Genomic DNA, 14,852 nt, shown 5'->3' with positions numbered 1-14,852 from the left:
CGTACTCGGCGCGGGCGGCGTCGATGTGTGTCAGGTGCGTGATGCTCCACTCCAGCAGGGGGGCGGTGGCTCCGCGGAGGGCCCTGCCTATCGGAGTGAGTTCGTAACTGACGTGCGGTGGCATGACACTGCGCACCGTCCGTGTGAGGATCCCGTCGCGTTCCAGGCCGCGCAGGGTGACGGTGAGCATGCGCTGGCTGATCCCGTCGACGGCCCGCTTGAGTTCGGAGAAGCGGCGCGGCCCCTCGCTGAGGTGGCGCACGATCAGCAGCGACCACTTGTCGCCGACGATGCCGAGCACTTCACGGACCTGGCACGGGTCCTCCGGCAGTGCCGCCCGGGACGCGCCGCCCTCTGTGCCGTTCATGGTTACCTCCAGAGAACCGGGGCACCTCAATGTGCCGTATTGATCGGGTACGGCAGGTGCAGCACGATGATTTCGGTTCCTGAAGAGTACTGAGGCACGAACAGGAACCGCCTGATTTCTCGTGCCTACATGCCCCGAAGAGGAAGAACTTTCCCCCATGCCAACTTTTCTGCTGGTACACGGTGCCTGGCACAGCGGCCGGTGCTGGGATCGAGTGGTCCCGCTGCTGGAGTCGGCCGGACACCGCGTGTTCGCGCCCTCACTGACCGGCTACGGCGACAAGGCGCACCTGCTCGGCCCGGAGGTGGGCCTGGACACGCACGTCGAGGACATCGTGAAGCTGATCCACGAGGAGGACCTGACCGAGGTGGTGCTCGTGGGCCACAGCTACGCGGGGCTGGTCGTCTCGTCCGTGGCCAACGAGGTACCGGAACGGATCGCGCATCTGGTCTACCTGGACGCGATGGTCCCGGAGCACGGCGAGACCGCCGTCGACGTGCAGCCCATGACCCAGAACCTGATCGACCTGGCCGCCGGGTCCGGCAACACCTGGCGCATCCCGCCGCTGCCCGAGCTGCCGCCGCCCCTCGGCCTGTTCGGGGTCACCGACCCGGCGGACATGGCGTGGCTGCGTGCGACGCTCTCCGACCAGCCGGTGCGCTGCCTGCAGCAACCGGCCCGGCTGGACAACCCTGCCGTGGACTCGGTTCCGCGTACGCACATCCACTGTGTCGGCGCGGAGCCGGAAGGCATCGTGCGGCGGCCCGTCCCCGCGACACAGCCCAACGGCTCGCCGGCGCGGATACGGGAACTGCCGACCGGACACGACTGCATGATCACCATGCCGTCGGACCTGAGCGAACTGCTCCTTGAATCGGCCCTTCGGTAGCGCCGGCCCGTGACCGCGGCAGGCCCCTGACGCGAACCGGCGTTCCCGCCGAGCGGTCGTCGTCCGTCGGGCCCGGAGCGGGCGACGAGAACCGAACTCGCGCCCCGAGCTTGCGAATCACCCTGCACTTGGGCCCGCGCGCGGTCACTGAACTGCCCGAACGTTCGGCGATGGCCTCGTCCTGACTGCATCGTCCGGCCCTGTGGTGGCCGACCGTTCCGATGCTGCGGGTGCGGCCCGTGATGCGGGGCCGGCGATCACGGTGGAGGGGATGCCGGCGTGCGTGGCGAAGCTGGTCTCGAGACCGGTCAGGAATCGAGAAGCACCGGCCTCGGCACAGCCCCTAGCGTGATGGTCATGGCAACCACAGCTTCCACCGCAGCCGTCACGTCCCTTGCGTCCGTCACTCTTGAGGTGGCCGACCTCGAGGCCGCTCGCCGCTTCTACAGCGCCTTCGGCGTGGACACGTACATAAGCCTGCGGGCGTCCGAGGCGCACTCCACCGGATTCCGCGGCTTCACCCTGGCGCTCACGGTGTCCGGTCCGGCCACCGTCGACGGTTTCTTCGGCGCCGCCGTGGACGCCGGCGCCACTGTCCTGAAGCCCGCCGCGAAGTCGCTGTGGGGCTACAGCGGCGTCGTCCAGGCCCCGGACGGGACGATCTGGAAGATCGCGACCTCGGAGAAGAACGACACCGGCCCCGACACTCGGGAGATCGACGAGGTCGTCCTGCTGATCGGCGTCGAGGCGGTGAAGGCCACCAGGCAGTTCTACGTCGGCCGGGGCCTGACCGTGGCCAAGAGCTTCGGCGGCAAGTACGCCGAGTTCGCCGCCGGTCAGTCCAGCCCCGTCAAGCTGGCGCTGTACAAGCGCCGCGCCCTGGCCAAGGACCTCGGCGTTCCCGTCGACGGCACAGGCTCGCACCGCGTCGTCCTTGGCAGCACCGCCGGCGCTTTCACCGACCTGGACGGGTTCGCCTGGGAGACCGTCGCGTAGCGCGGCCCCACGCGGAGTCCCAGCAGGCCCGGGGCCGCGGTCCTCAAGCCGGCCGGCACTCTGCCGTGGGGCGGGCACGGCGGCACCGTCGCCGACCCGGACGGCTACATCCGGAGCCTCGGCCGCAGCACCCAGGGAACCGGCCGGCCCTACGCCGAGTAGTCGTGATCTCCTGCCTTACCGCCGCCCGGGGCGGCGTGGCGTTGCTCCGGTCGTCCAGGAAATGGCGATGGTCCCGGTGGGGAAGTGGGAGCGGGCACCCTGAGCCGGGCAGGACGGAACCACGATCAGTTGGCAGAACTCCGGCAGAACAACAGGAGAAACACCATGAAGTTTCGGTCACACGTCGAGCCACCTGAGCCCATGCGGGGCCTGGAGGTCCCGCCCGAGGTGGTAGCCGCACTCGACGGGGGCGCGCGGCCGCCGGTGACCATCACGGTCAACGGGCATTCCTGGAAGAGCCGGGTCGCCCTCCTGCGTGGCCGCCACCTGCTCGGTCTCAGCAACGCCAACCGGCAGGCCGCCGGTGTCGAGATCGGCGAGGAGGTCGAGGTCGAGCTGGAGCTCGACACCGAGCCTCGCGTCGTCGTCGAGCCTGCGGACTTCGCCCAGGCTCTGGACGACGAACCGGCCGCCCGCGCCGCGTACGACAGCCTTGCCTACAGCCGCAAGCGCGAGCACGTGCGCGCCATCGAGAGCGCGAAGAAGCCCGAGACGCGCCGGCGGCGTATCGAGAAGGCCATCACCTCTCTGCGGGGCTGACCCCCGAAAGCAAGACTCCGGCGGCGGCGTGATCGCCGTGCGGAGGCCTCGCCCTGCCCAATTCCTCCTGAAGGGACAATCATGTCGAAGCGGCTCATGACCGGTCTGTACTGGTTCCTGGCCTTTGAGTTCGCGCTGGGCGCCGTGACCAAGTACTGGCCGGGCGACACGGTATTCAGCTCGGCGTACTCCGTGAAGTTCGCCGAGTGGGGATACCCGTCCTGGATGCGCTTCGTGGTCGGTGCCCTGGAAGGTGCGGCGGCCGTCCTGCTGGTGATCCCTGACAAGCGAACACGCTTCCTGGGCGCCACGACGCTGATGTTCGTGCTCACCGGCGCGGTCACCACCCACATCGTCAACCATGATCCGGCGGTGGAAAGCTGGGCCGCGCCGACCCACCTCGTCATCATGGGCGTCCTCGCGCTGGCCAACTGGCCCGCCGACTGGCGAGACCTCCTGCGGACTCCTGCCGCGCCGACAGCCGGAACACCACGGCCATCCAACGAAATGACAAGGCCGTAGCGCCTTGGAAGCCATCCAGCTACGACACACACACGCGCAGCAGCTCCTCCGCCGCAGGGCGTCGTGGAAGGATGGCGACAAAACGGACGCCGATCAGGCCGGGCCGAGAACTCTGTGCGGGGAGAAGAGATGTCCCTACCGGAACCGGAACGCGAGGCCGAAGCGGCGGCGGCCATCGGCTTCGACCTCAGCGTATGCGTCCGGGAGCCCATTCACCGGCTGGGCATGATCCAGTCCCACGGCACCCTGCTCGCGGTGGAGGCCGATACCGGCACCGTGGACACCGCAGCACTGAACACGCTCAGCCTGCTGGGAATTGCTGCCGAGGAGCTGGTCGGAGGGCCCATCACGCGGGTGCTGTCCCCCGAGCACTGGGCCGAGGCGCTCCAGGTCTGCGCTCAGCACGATGCGGCCGGCCTGGTTCTCCCCGTCTCCGTCGATGTGGCGGGCGCCCCCCGGATGCTCGACGTGACCGCGCACCGGCAGGGGCCTCTGGTCGTTCTGGAGTACGAGTCGCGCGCCGTCGCGGCACCACACTTCCCGCACTTCTACCAGGCGGTCCGGCGAGCTCTGACGCGTCTGCGGTCCTCGACGACAGCAGTCGAATGCTGCCAGGCGGCCGCCCGTGAGATCCGGGCTCTGACCGGCTTCGACCGCGTGGTCGCCTACCGCTTCGACGGGGAGAACGGGCCAGGAGAGGTGGTCGCCGAGGACGTCACCGAGGGGCGCGAGCCCTGGCTCGGGCTCTGGTTCCCCGCCAGTGACATCCCACCCCAGGCCAGGCGGCTCTACCGCGACAACTGGATCCGGGTGATCGCCGATGTGGACGACACCAGCGTGGGTCTGCACCCTCCCCTCCGAGCCGGTTCGGACCTGCCACTGGACCTGTCGAACTCCGTGCTGCGCACGGTGTCCGGCTTCCATCTGGAGTACCTGCGGAACATCGATGTGAAGTCGTCGATGTCGGTGAGCGTCCTCCGGGAAGGCGAGCTCTGGGGGCTGATCGCCTGCCACGGATACGCTGCCGTCACCATCCCCCCGGAAATGCGGGCGGCGTGTGAGTTCTTCGGTGTGGCCTTCTCCCTCCAGCTCGCGGTCATCGAGGAACGGGAGCAGGCCGAGGCGCTCACCGCATCGCGCGAGCGCCTCGGCCGGATCATCTCCCGGGTCACGTCGGAGTTGGAGGACTCGCTCCTGGCGGGTGACGACGCCCTCAGAGACCTGCTGCACGCCGACGGCGCGGTGCTCTGCCGCGGTGGCCACAGCACCATCAGCGGGATGAGCGTTCCCCCCGCCCTGCTGGAGGCCCTTCGGGTACGCGCGGCCGGGCCGGCACCCGGCACGGTCTGGAGTACGGACCGCCTGTCGGAGGAGCCGGATGCTCCGGACGACTTGGCGGAAGACGGCCCGGCAGGGGTCCTGATGGTGACGCTGAGCGGCTCGGGCGACTACCTCGCCTGGTTCCGTGAGGCCCGTCCGACCGCCCGCCAATGGGCCACCGACCCTTCCAGGCCCGTGCAGGTCGGACCGCGAGGCGAACGGCTCACCCCTCGCGGCTCAGGTGCGGTCTTCCGCGCGGTGGTACATGGACAGTGCCTGCCCTGGACGCCCACCGACCGTGCCACCGCGCACGAGCTCTGGCGCACGCTGACAGGAGTCGTACTCCGGCACGAGGCGGAGCTGGCAGCGTTGAACGAACGGCTGCGCATCAGCAACTCCGACCTCGACTCATTCGCTCACGTGGTAGCTCACGACCTGAAGGAACCACTACGAGGCATCTCCAACGCCGCGACCTTCGTCATCGAGGACGCAGGTGCGGAGCTCGACGCGACCACCGTCCGCCGGATGCACACCATGCGACGACTGGCCGGCCGGATGGACGACCTGCTCGACTCGCTGCTGCACTTCGCCCGACTGGGCCGAGGCGGGCTGCACCGTACCCGTGTCCCACTGGACCGCGTACTGGATTCCGCGCTCGACGTGGCCGGCGAACGCCTGGCCGAAGCCCACGTGCGGGTCGTCCGACATGACCTGCCCGAGGTGTACGCCGATGAGGCCCGGCTCTACGAAGTGCTGGTCAACCTCCTGGTGAATGCGGCCAAGTACGCCTCCGACCGGGACGATCGCGCGGTCGAGGTCCTGGTCGCCATGCTCCGCCCCCCGGCCGGCGGGCCTCCACAGCAGACCGTCGTGGTCCGGGACAACGGCATCGGCATCCCGCCCGACCAGCAGCGCGAGGTCTTCGAGCTCTTCCGCAGACTGCACGGGCAGGGCGAGCGCGGGGGCGGCACCGGCGTGGGGCTCGCGATCGTCAGACGGATCGTCGAGCGCCACGGCGGCGAGCTGTGGCTCGACAGCGCACCGGGCCGCGGGACCGCCTTCTTCTTCACCCTGGGTCAGGAGGGCGGCTGAGCGCCAGGGCCCTCGTCCCCGCTCTTCGCCTTTCTCTGCCAGTAGTCGACAGCCCCCTTCAGTACCGCTCTGAAGAGTTCGAAGTTGACCGGCTTGTAGATGTAACTGTCGGCGCCTGCCGCATACGTCGTGTCCACCTCGTCCGGCCCGGTGGACGAGGTGAAGGCGACGACGGCCACGCCGTCCAGTTCGGGCCGGGAGCGGATCGACCGCAGCACGTCGGCTCCACTGGGGCCGGGCAGCTTCAGGTCCAGAAGGACGAGCCCCGGCCGGCGGGCGGCTCCCAGCAACCGCTCGACGAATCCCGTCCCGCGGTCGGTGAAGTCCAGTGCCAGACCCGGATGGGTGCGACGCAGCGCCCGTGCAATGGCCTCGGCGTCCTCCGCCGAATCCTCGACCACCCAGACGAGGTCGTGATCGATCCTCTGCTCCCCGGCGGGCCCGCTCATCCGGTGGACTCCGCCCGTGCGACGAGCACGGCGATGTCGTCGGCACCCGTCGCCCGGAATTCCACGACAGCCTCTGCCAGCCGCTCGGCGAACCCCTGGGCCTCACCGGCACCCGTCCGGGTGACCTCGTCCCGCAGACGCGATTCAAAGTAGGTCCCGTCGGCCGCTTTCGCCTCGGTCACTCCGTCGGTGAACATCACCAGCGCGTCCCCCGGCGCCATGCGCACCGATCCGGATCCGTACTCGATGTCCTCCAGCACGCCCAGCAGATCTCCGTGGGCGACGAGTTCCTCCACGGTGCCATCCGCACGCCGCATCAGAGGCGCCGGATGCCCGGCACTCCAGTAGCGCACACGAAACCCCTCTCCGTCCGGTACGAGTACCGCTACGAGCGCCGTCACGAAGCGGGACGTGTCCTCCCTGACCAGGGCCTGATTCAGCCGTTCCAGCGCGTGCTCGGGCGTACTGCCGTCCTCGATAAGGGTGCGCAGGGTGTGACGGGCCAGGCCTGTCAGCGCCGCCGCCTCAGCCCCGCGCCCGCAGACGTCACCGAGGAGGAGGGTCACACCGCCCTGCGCCCCCGGGACGGCGTCGTAGAAGTCACCGCCCACATCGAGCGAGACGTCACCCACTTCGTACGCGGAACTCAGCGTGATCCCCGGAATCCGCGGCAGCTCTCTCGGGAGCAGATGCCGCTGGAGGGAGACCACGTGGCGGCGCCGCTGTTCGTACAGGGTGCTGCTGTCGATGGCCAACGCCGCCCGGTCGGCCAGACCGGCAAGGAACTGTGAGGCCCCCTCGGCCACGATCACCCGATGGTAGAGAAACGTCAGGGTGCCCAGGACCCGGCCCCGGGCCTTGAGCGGGTTCACACTGATCGCCCGCACGGCGCGGCCCGCCCCGGACGAGGCCGGCCCGAAGGGCCCCCCTCGCAGCCCCTCACCGTTCAGCGCCAGTGCCTGCCCGCTGCCGAGTACCTGCCGCAGCGCCTCCGTCAGCCAGGTGTCCTCGGCCGCAACCTTGCCGAGCCACTGCTGGTCACCGGCGTCCATGTGCGCGAACGACACGGATTTCAGTCCCTCGGGGAGACAAAGATGCAGAACGCACCCCTCTGCGATGGCGGGAACGGCCGTGCGAGCCACCCGCTGCACGGTGCTTTTCACATCAAGGCTCGAATCCATCTGCAACGACGCCTCCGCCAGAAAGGCGTCACTCACCTGACGCACCTCGTCGGCGCGGCGCGCCGTGATGCGCCTGTCCGAGACCATGGCAACCTCGGCCACCTGCTGCAACCGGGTCCGCAGCGTCACATCGATGGTGTCCCTGTCCGCGGTCCCGACCATGAACGAGGCCCAGCCGCCCTGCCCCAGCGGCACGGCACACTCGGCCAGGCTCCGCGTGCCGGCCGCCACCAGCACTTGGACGTGGGGCATGGTGCCGTCGAGTTCCGACACTTCGTGAACCGTGACAGTCGGATCACCGTCCGGAGCCCCGGCGGCGCCGGATTCGCCGTAATCCCGTTCGATTTCCACGAGGGATGCCGTCGGCTCCGCCACGGTGACACGACGCAGATAGTGCAGCAGCCCGCCGCTCCAGCGGGTACCCACGACGGCGAGCACGCCGGGCATGCGGAGCAGCATGTCGTAGAGGGAATCGGCCAGCCCCGTCACGTCCTGTGCCGTTTCGGCGACGTGCCAGAGCTCGTGCAGACGGCCTGACCACCATCCGTCATCCGCCTGACGTGAAGCCCTGCCCTCGTGCTGCTCCAACGCTGATCCGCCGTTCCGTATCACCACTGTCGGCCCCGGCCCGTCATGGGAAACGCTATGCCACCCCGCGACTGAGCGCCTCCAGGCGCGGTCTCGGTGGGGCTTGGCAAGAGACCGCCCGAGGGCGACCGCCACAGCCGTCGCCCCTGCCGCCCTCGCCCGTCACACCGCCCGTTCCGTCCGCCCGGACCGCGCATGGTCGGGCATGTAGCGGGCACGACCTGGAGCCACTGGTCGGTCAGAGAAGCGACGGCTGCAGCTGCGCCGGCAAGGGCGGCGGTCTTGGGGCCAGGTCGGTCAAGGCGCACGGAACGCCTCGCGCGGCCCGGACAACAAGGAAGCCCCGGGCCGCTGGCCTGGGGCTTTCGTAGGTACTGCGTGGAGCGGGTGGCGAGAATCGAACTCGCGCTCCGAGCTTGGGAAGCAACCGGCGCTCGGGCATCGATGTGCGGCCTGACCTGCAGGAACAGGCTGACACTCATCGGATCCGAGTGTCGTATCGATACCTGGTGACAAGGCGGGCGAGGTCGCGGTTGTCGAAGGGCTTCTTCTCCAGCCACTTGACCGAACCCACGAGGGTGATCTCTTGGCGATGGGGGCGCGGTCGGCGCCGACGATGTCGATCTCCGGATCGTTGGTGCGGGTCCAGTAGCCGCCGATCGCATCGGTGCCCCCAGGCAGCTGTCCGTCGTCGGAGCCAAGTCGCCACAAGGCTTCGCGGATGACGGGCTCGATGGCCCTGTAATCGGCCACCTGCCTGTGATGCCTGGGAGGTGACAACATCCGCCCCTGGAAACGCCGTTGGGGGGAGAGAGAAAGGCGCCCGGACGCCTACCGGGCCGCGGCCCGGGCCGCCACAATCTCGGTATGACGATCACGCCGGCCCCTCCGAGCGCACTGCCGACGCGCCGCACCCCCCTCGACCTCGCCCGCGGGATCCTCACGGGCGCGGTGATCGGGAGCTCGCTCGCCGCACTCGTCGTCGGCACTGTCCTCGAACGCGTTCCCCTGCTGGTCGGCGGCTTGGCCGTCCCCATCGCCTACGGACTGCTGGTCCTCGCCGCTGGGGCGCCCGAGCGCGCACGCGAGGCGGCCATCGTCCCCCGTACCACGCTCGCCAAGATCGAGAGCCTGCGCGCCACCGGCGGGGAGACCAGCGACGTGCCCGTCCGCTTCGACCTCACCGTCGCCCCGGACGGCGGACCGGCGTACCGCGTCGAGTCCACCCAGCCCGTCAATCTCGTCGACCTGCCCGACTACAAACCAGGCGGCATCGTCGTCGTCCAGTACCCACCGCACCAGCCGTGGGCGGTGAAGCTGGTGAAGCGCCCGACACCGGAATGGGAGGACCGCGCGACCGCTGCCCGCATCGATTCAGCGCCCGGCCCGGCCCTGACCGACGAGCGGCCCTCGGACGGCACCGTCGGCGGCTACCTCACCCTCCTCGCCCTGCTGCTCGGCGCGGCCGGCGTGGTCTTCGCCTTCCGGGCCGACCTCTTCGGCCCGGAAGACCATTCCGACCGGCCCCCCTCGGCCGCTGGGCCCGCCGAGCCCGGCACCTCGTCCACCACGATCGTCTCGGCCGCGTCCGGCACCGTCGCCCTCGGCCCCGGACAGTCCCTGTTCGACGAGGGCCGGCTGCGTCGGGCGGTCGATTCGCTCACCAAGGGCGAGGGCAGAAAGCGCCAGGCTCTCACCGTCGTCGTGCAGGACCGCCTGCTCACCGTCGTCTTCACCCCTGTGGGCTCGCAGGCACCCGGCTTCGACCTGGATGCGCTGCCCTACCCGCGCATCCCCGCCCTCGTCCGGGAGGCCAGAGCCACTCTCGGCGTCCGCTCCCCGCAGACCTGGCAGCTCACCGCCGAGAGCCTGTCCGGCGCCCTCACCCTCAGAGTCGGGGTGGCCGGCGCCGACGGCGTCGCCTCGTTGGAGGCGAACGGCCACGGCGAGATCGTGCGGCGCGTCCCGGCGCGCTGACAGACGGACGGGACGGGCGCCCGAACGGAACGGACGGGTGAGCCGGGCGGGGCAGGCGATTAGGACCAGGAGGAGCACGGATGGGCTGGCACGGATATCTGGCGTTGTGGTGCATCGTCCTCGGCGTCGTCGCGCTCGTCGGATACGGACGGTCGCTGGCCGGGGTGACCCGCGGCCAGCGGGCGGTCCGCGTCATGGGCCGGATCGAACGGGTCACGGAGCCCCGGCACGGGAGCTCGGGACGCGAGGGGATCGCCGTGGTCGTCACCTTCCGCGATCCCGCCACGGGGCAGGAGTTCACCGTCACCAACGACGGCGAGTGCGGCGACCGAATCAGCACGGCCTGGACGGGCCAGGAGATCGGTATCCGCTACCCTCCCGGCCGCCCGCACGCCTACCGCTTCACCACCGACCCGAACGCCGGACGGAGCGGCCTCGGCTGGCCCAACTTCGCGGTCTTCCTCATCTACGTCGGGCTGGTCGTCGTCGCCTCGGTCGACCGGGGCTGGCCGTGGGCCCTCATCGGCTTCGGCGTGCCCTGGACGCTGCTGGGCGCGACCTACCTGCCCGGGGCCATACGCGACTCACGCCTACGCATCGAGGGCCTCGCCTCCGGCGGCCCGGTCCCGGGCCGCGTCATCGCCGTACTGAAGGACGTCACCGTCGACGAGGACGGCGAAACCGCCACCAGCCACACCCCGGTGGTCGCCTTCACCACCCACGACGGCACCGCCGTCACCGCCTACCGCACCGTAGGGCTGAGCGATCCCGCCCGCTCGCGCGGCCGGGACCTCACGATCCACTATTGCCCCGACAACCCGGTCGTCTTCACCCCGGACCTCGCCGCCGAACACCGCTCCCGCGTCGGCGAGATCGCGTTCGCTGTCGGGGCCCTTCTCGTGGGGGTCGCTGCGGCCGTGGCGGGAGGGATCTTGATCGCGGGCTGACGCCCACCGCCCCTGACGAGCCGGCCCCGCGACCGGCACGACGTCAGGCGACAGCCGCCGCCGAATCGCCGGTCACTCCCTCGTCGTGCCGCAAAGCCGACGCACGGCCCGTGCACCCGTCGAACGACGCATGGCGCGGCTCAGGTCCTGGCGGCTCTTCCGTAGATCCCGCATCGGCCCCAACCGCATGAGCGCATGAGCGTCATCACCGAAGCCGTCCTCACCCTGGAGAGGCACCGCTGAAAACGCTCGGTGATGGCGCTCATTGAAAACGGACACCCCTTGCTCAGGGCTGTCTCCACTGTTGCTCGCTGGATCTCCCCGTCAATGTCACTGCGGGTGGCCACGCCTCTCGAGTCAGACAAGCGACTTTCCGGCTAGGAAAGTATGTGCCATGCTGGCAACCTCATCGTCTTGCTGTCGGGAAGGTCGTGCGGTCTCGTGTCCCTTGGTGCTCATGGCAGCGAATCACAGTCCGTGGAGGTGTCCCCGGCCCAGGCGGCGGGCGCGCTGGCTCGCGCGGAGTCGATTCGTGCCGGGGTGCGGGGTCGACGGGCACCGGGTTGGTTCCCGATGCTGGCAGGCATGCTCGTCGGCGTGGACGTGGCGGCGCTTGCCGCCACGCGGGAGGTACCGCTCGCTGCGCTGCCGGGAGCATTGCTCACCTGGCCCATAGCGTGGTTGATCCGCCGGATGAGTGTCCAGGTCACAGGGGTGAGGGATGCCCCCTCCAAACGCCTGCGCAACATACGGCTCGTGGGTGAGGCGGTGGGGCTCTGCGCATTGTGTATTGCCGTCTGGGCAGTGTGTCGCCTCGGTGGCGGCAGTCACGCCACGTGCATCGTCGTACCCGCTGTCGTTGGCGCCGCGGCGGCCTCGAGTCTGTTCGCACGGCGCAACCGGGCGCTGCCTCCCGGCCCTGAGGGAGCCCATGCCCGCTGAAAGGATCGTGGACGGGGCGGGCTTCAACGAGCTCATGCATCATCCGAGCCGACTGGCTGTCTTGGCATTCCTCTCCGGCTGCGTAGAGGCGGACTTCGGGCTCGTACGCGACCGATGCGAACTGTCCGACTCGGCACTGAGCAAGATCGCCAAGACGCTCGAAGAAGCTGGCTACATCGACGTCAAAAAGGGACGTGCCGGTCGCAAAGCCCGAACCTGGCTCGCCCTGACTCCTGAGGGTGGCAACGCGCTCGCCGCCCACCTGGACGCGCTCCAGGCAGTCGCAGCGGCGGCCCGCTCCGCCGCTGAGCACGAGGCCGACGCGAACCGCCAGGCCGGCTGACTCAACCGATCCGCGCTCGGCACCGAGAACCGTTCGACTCGATCTGCCTCTCAGCACGTGAAGACTGGCTGCCGCCCTCCGCACGGAGGCTGACGTCCCGCTGTCCGGCAGTCGTCGCCACAGGCGCGTGGTCTGTTGAACGACGAACCACGCGGGGCAACGAGCATGCCTGGCCATTTCCGAGGCTCTGGCCGGAGTTTCGTGAAGGGCCAGGTCGTCGGAGTGGAGGTGGCTGGGATTCAGCGGCACCCTTCGTAGGCCGCTACCCAGCAGCCACAACCATGCCGGCCGTGACCTGAGGACGGTTGGGGAGCAGCGACGCGAGGTTGTCCCTTACGAAGTCCGCCGCCCGCTCGATCGACTCTTCGGCCCCGGACTGGTCTTCAAAGACGCTGGTAGAGACCATCACTCCGTCCCCGGCGTCCACCCAGTAGTAGGCCACGAATCCGGGGACTCGGCGGAGGAGAGGCACGAATCCCTCATCCACTCGGCGCCCCGCCTCGGCAGAGTCAGTCACTCCTTCGTAACGCCGAATTACTGCGTACACAGCTGATCTCCTCACAGATCCCAAGTTCACCTTGCGCGAAGCGACCTACCCCCACCGAGCATCTTTCGCTCGGGGGACTCCCGGAAGCGACCCGTATAGGCGCACCGGTGATCCAACCGGGGATCTGCTATGGCCGAGGCTGAGCGAACCGTGACATCACGGAAGTCCGGTCATTGCCATTTGCGAAGAGCGTCATGAGCAGTCCCCACCAGCAAGATCACGATCTACGGCTGGAGTGATCTGGTCCTCCGGCCGCGCGCAAGCGCCAGTCTGTCCCGCGCCGTGGCCGGCCCGAGGACGTCGCGGCCCTGGTGGCGTTTCTCGTGGGCCCCTCCGCCTCGTTCATCACGGGGCAGTCCGTCGACGTCGACGGTGGCTGGCTGCTGCACTGAGACGACCAACAAGCAAGGAGACAAACCGAAATGATGGAACGAGTCCGCGCCGTCCTCGTCACCGCCGACGACACGATGCTGGTCATCCGCCGTACCAGGCCCGGCATCCCCGAGTACTGGGTCCTGCCCGGCGGCGGCGTCGAACCCAGCGACGAGTCCCGGGAGGCGGCCCTCCACCGGGAGATCCACGAGGAGATCGCAGGGAAGGTCGACATCATCCGCCTCCTCCACACGACGGAGTCCGACGACGAGCGTCAGCTCTTCTACCTCGCCCGCATCGCGACCTGGTCCTTCGACGACCGCACCGGTCCCGAGTTCAGCGCCGAAGGCCGCGGCGAGTACGCGCTGGAGGAGATTCCGTTGACCATGGAGGGGCTCGACGGCATCGAGCTCAAGCCCGAGGAGATCGCCCACGTCCTACGGGGAGCTATCAATGCGGGAAGCCTCGGAGCCGGGGCATCACGCTGAGCCGTCGAGTGCGCCGGCACGCCATCTGGGCCGCCTCTGAGATGAGTCGGCCCCGATGGCGTCCGTACGCGCTACTTGCTCAACGTCGCCTCGATGCCGCGCGTCCGGGGCGTAGTAACGGGAGACGAGCCCGGCCCGCGTCTCCTCGGGTCGAGCGGCGCTGCTACTGGACCAGCCGGGGCATCGGCTTCTGTTCCTGAACGCCCATCAGGGCCCTGGTCTCCGACCAGGGCCCTGATCAAAGAGCGGGTGACGAGAATCGAACTCGCGCTCTGAGCTTGGGAATCACCGTTCGCGTTGGCCTGGATGGGCGCCTGACCTGCGAGGGAACGAGTCTGCGGAGGGTCTACCTCGGTATCGGCAATCCGGCGTTGACCGCGGCTGACCGCTCGATCTGGTGCGCATCTGGTGCGCATCTGGTGCGGTCAGACGATGAGGCAGACGGCCCATGTCGCACCCCGGGGCCCGCCCTTTACCGTGCGGACGACCCCATCAACGGGGCCATAGTAGTGGCGTATGTCCTCTCGATGGGGCCTGACCAGGTGCCGGCGGGCTGTTCGCCCCGAAGCGACTTGGGATGTTCGCCTTTCTTGGGCTGCTGTGCCCGATACCTGCGCTGATGGTCCACTGACGTGCGTGGTTGATCGCTGCTGTGTCTTGCTGGCGTCACGCACTTGGGCACTCAGCAGGATGGGCGTTGTCAGTGGTGACTGTTAGCTTCCCCAGCAGAGATGCGCCGGTTCGATGCTCTCCTCGAAGAGCACGGCGGCCAAGGGGGGTCCCCGGACGACTAGGTCCCAGGACGCCGAATGGCTCCGCACCCACCCCCTCACAAACCTTCTGGTCCGTAGTTCTAGCCGGATCGGTCAGGGGCGGTCATACCTGCCCCTACGGGGCCCCGGAGAGCCTGTGGGGGCGGTAGCTGTGGCTGGTTCGGATGCTCGTCACCCTGGTCTCATCGCTCGGTCTTGGCCAGCGGATAAGCGGCGGCAACATTTTCCCCAGCGATCGTCGGCTTCTATCCGCACCCTGACAGCAGGCGCGATCCTCAACTACTGAGATTGAACTCG

At 69.0% G+C, this 14,852-nt stretch carries 13 protein-coding genes and 4 pseudogenes; 12 read left to right on the top strand and 5 right to left on the bottom strand.

The window, feature by feature from the left end:
- The coding region (locus JGS39_RS24660; RefSeq protein WP_219571638.1) for a winged helix-turn-helix transcriptional regulator at nucleotides 1-367 on the bottom strand (367 nt) is incomplete at its 3' end.
- 157 nt (nucleotides 368-524) lie between these two features.
- Between JGS39_RS24660 and JGS39_RS24655 the strand changes: the two genes are divergently transcribed.
- The 6 genes and pseudogenes from JGS39_RS24655 (at nucleotide 525) to JGS39_RS24635 (ending at nucleotide 5,948) form a co-directional block, all read left to right on the top strand.
- On the top strand, nucleotides 525-1,256 hold the full coding sequence (locus JGS39_RS24655; protein WP_219571637.1) for an alpha/beta hydrolase: 732 nt from the start codon (nucleotides 525-527) through the stop codon (nucleotides 1,254-1,256).
- A gap of 250 nt (nucleotides 1,257-1,506) precedes the next feature.
- Nucleotides 1,507-1,608 (top strand): annotated as a pseudogene (locus JGS39_RS41025) (AraC family transcriptional regulator); the annotation flags it as partial.
- On the top strand, nucleotides 1,608-2,252 hold the full coding sequence (locus JGS39_RS24650; protein ID WP_219571641.1) for a VOC family protein: 645 nt from the start codon (nucleotides 1,608-1,610) through the stop codon (nucleotides 2,250-2,252). The pseudogene JGS39_RS41025 and the gene JGS39_RS24650, both read left to right, overlap by 1 nt.
- A gap of 327 nt (nucleotides 2,253-2,579) precedes the next feature.
- Nucleotides 2,580-3,014 (top strand): YdeI/OmpD-associated family protein, encoded by a 435-nt coding sequence (locus tag JGS39_RS24645; RefSeq protein WP_236063364.1) that lies wholly within the window; start codon nucleotides 2,580-2,582, stop codon nucleotides 3,012-3,014.
- 81 nt (nucleotides 3,015-3,095) lie between these two features.
- Nucleotides 3,096-3,536 carry a DoxX family protein gene (locus JGS39_RS24640; RefSeq protein WP_219571636.1) on the top strand — a complete coding sequence of 147 codons (441 nt, stop codon included), beginning with the start codon at nucleotides 3,096-3,098 and terminating at the stop codon, nucleotides 3,534-3,536.
- 129 nt (nucleotides 3,537-3,665) lie between these two features.
- Nucleotides 3,666-5,948 (top strand): ATP-binding protein, encoded by a 2,283-nt coding sequence (locus JGS39_RS24635; protein WP_219571635.1) that lies wholly within the window; start codon nucleotides 3,666-3,668, stop codon nucleotides 5,946-5,948.
- Here the strand turns inward: JGS39_RS24635 and JGS39_RS24630 are convergent.
- The 3 genes and pseudogenes from JGS39_RS24630 to JGS39_RS41020 form a co-directional block, all read right to left on the bottom strand.
- Nucleotides 5,933-6,397, bottom strand: a complete 465-nt coding sequence (locus tag JGS39_RS24630) for a response regulator (RefSeq protein ID WP_219571634.1) — start codon at nucleotides 6,395-6,397, stop codon at nucleotides 5,933-5,935. The two genes, JGS39_RS24635 and JGS39_RS24630, sit on opposite strands and share 16 nt — an antisense overlap.
- The gene (locus JGS39_RS24625) at nucleotides 6,394-8,301 is read right to left on the bottom strand and encodes a PP2C family protein-serine/threonine phosphatase (RefSeq protein ID WP_308120664.1); all 1,908 of its coding nucleotides are present in this window, start codon (nucleotides 8,299-8,301) and stop codon (nucleotides 6,394-6,396) included. The genes JGS39_RS24630 and JGS39_RS24625 overlap by 4 nt, the downstream gene beginning before the upstream one ends.
- 373 nt (nucleotides 8,302-8,674) lie before the next feature.
- Nucleotides 8,675-8,907 (bottom strand): annotated as a pseudogene (locus JGS39_RS41020) (DUF234 domain-containing protein); the annotation flags it as partial.
- Between the two features lie 126 nt (nucleotides 8,908-9,033).
- Between JGS39_RS41020 and JGS39_RS24620 the strand changes: the two are divergent.
- The 4 genes and pseudogenes from JGS39_RS24620 to JGS39_RS24605 all read left to right on the top strand — a co-directional run bounded on the left by JGS39_RS24620 (nucleotide 9,034) and on the right by JGS39_RS24605 (nucleotide 12,375).
- The gene (locus JGS39_RS24620) at nucleotides 9,034-10,143 is read left to right on the top strand and encodes a hypothetical protein (protein ID WP_219571633.1); all 1,110 of its coding nucleotides are present in this window, start codon (nucleotides 9,034-9,036) and stop codon (nucleotides 10,141-10,143) included.
- Between the two features lie 80 nt (nucleotides 10,144-10,223).
- Nucleotides 10,224-11,090, top strand: a complete 867-nt coding sequence (locus JGS39_RS24615; RefSeq protein WP_219571632.1) for a DUF3592 domain-containing protein — start codon at nucleotides 10,224-10,226, stop codon at nucleotides 11,088-11,090.
- A 103-nt stretch (nucleotides 11,091-11,193) separates the two neighbouring features.
- Nucleotides 11,194-11,333, top strand: a pseudogene (locus JGS39_RS24610) (IS5/IS1182 family transposase); the annotation flags it as partial.
- Between the two features lie 688 nt (nucleotides 11,334-12,021).
- Nucleotides 12,022-12,375: a transcriptional regulator gene (locus JGS39_RS24605; RefSeq protein WP_219571631.1), complete on the top strand. Its 354-nt coding sequence runs from the start codon at nucleotides 12,022-12,024 to the stop codon at nucleotides 12,373-12,375.
- Between the two features lie 262 nt (nucleotides 12,376-12,637).
- On the opposite strand, the gene JGS39_RS24600 is transcribed toward JGS39_RS24605, so the two are convergent.
- Entirely contained in the window at nucleotides 12,638-12,862 is a 225-nt protein-coding gene (locus JGS39_RS24600) for a hypothetical protein (protein WP_267047436.1), read from the bottom strand.
- Between the two features lie 326 nt (nucleotides 12,863-13,188).
- Here JGS39_RS24600 and JGS39_RS24595 point away from each other — a divergent pair.
- Nucleotides 13,189-13,314, top strand: a pseudogene (locus JGS39_RS24595) (SDR family oxidoreductase); the annotation flags it as partial.
- Between the two features lie 30 nt (nucleotides 13,315-13,344).
- Nucleotides 13,345-13,782 carry an NUDIX hydrolase gene (locus JGS39_RS24590; RefSeq protein WP_219571629.1) on the top strand — a complete coding sequence of 146 codons (438 nt, stop codon included), beginning with the start codon at nucleotides 13,345-13,347 and terminating at the stop codon, nucleotides 13,780-13,782.
- Nucleotides 13,783-14,852 lie beyond the last annotated feature (1,070 nt).

This window comes from Streptomyces poriferorum (assembly GCF_019399235.1).
GTDB lineage: Bacteria > Actinomycetota > Actinomycetes > Streptomycetales > Streptomycetaceae > Streptomyces > Streptomyces poriferorum.
Note: the sequence above shows the minus strand (reverse complement) of the source record. Positions and strands in the feature narration are given on the sequence as shown.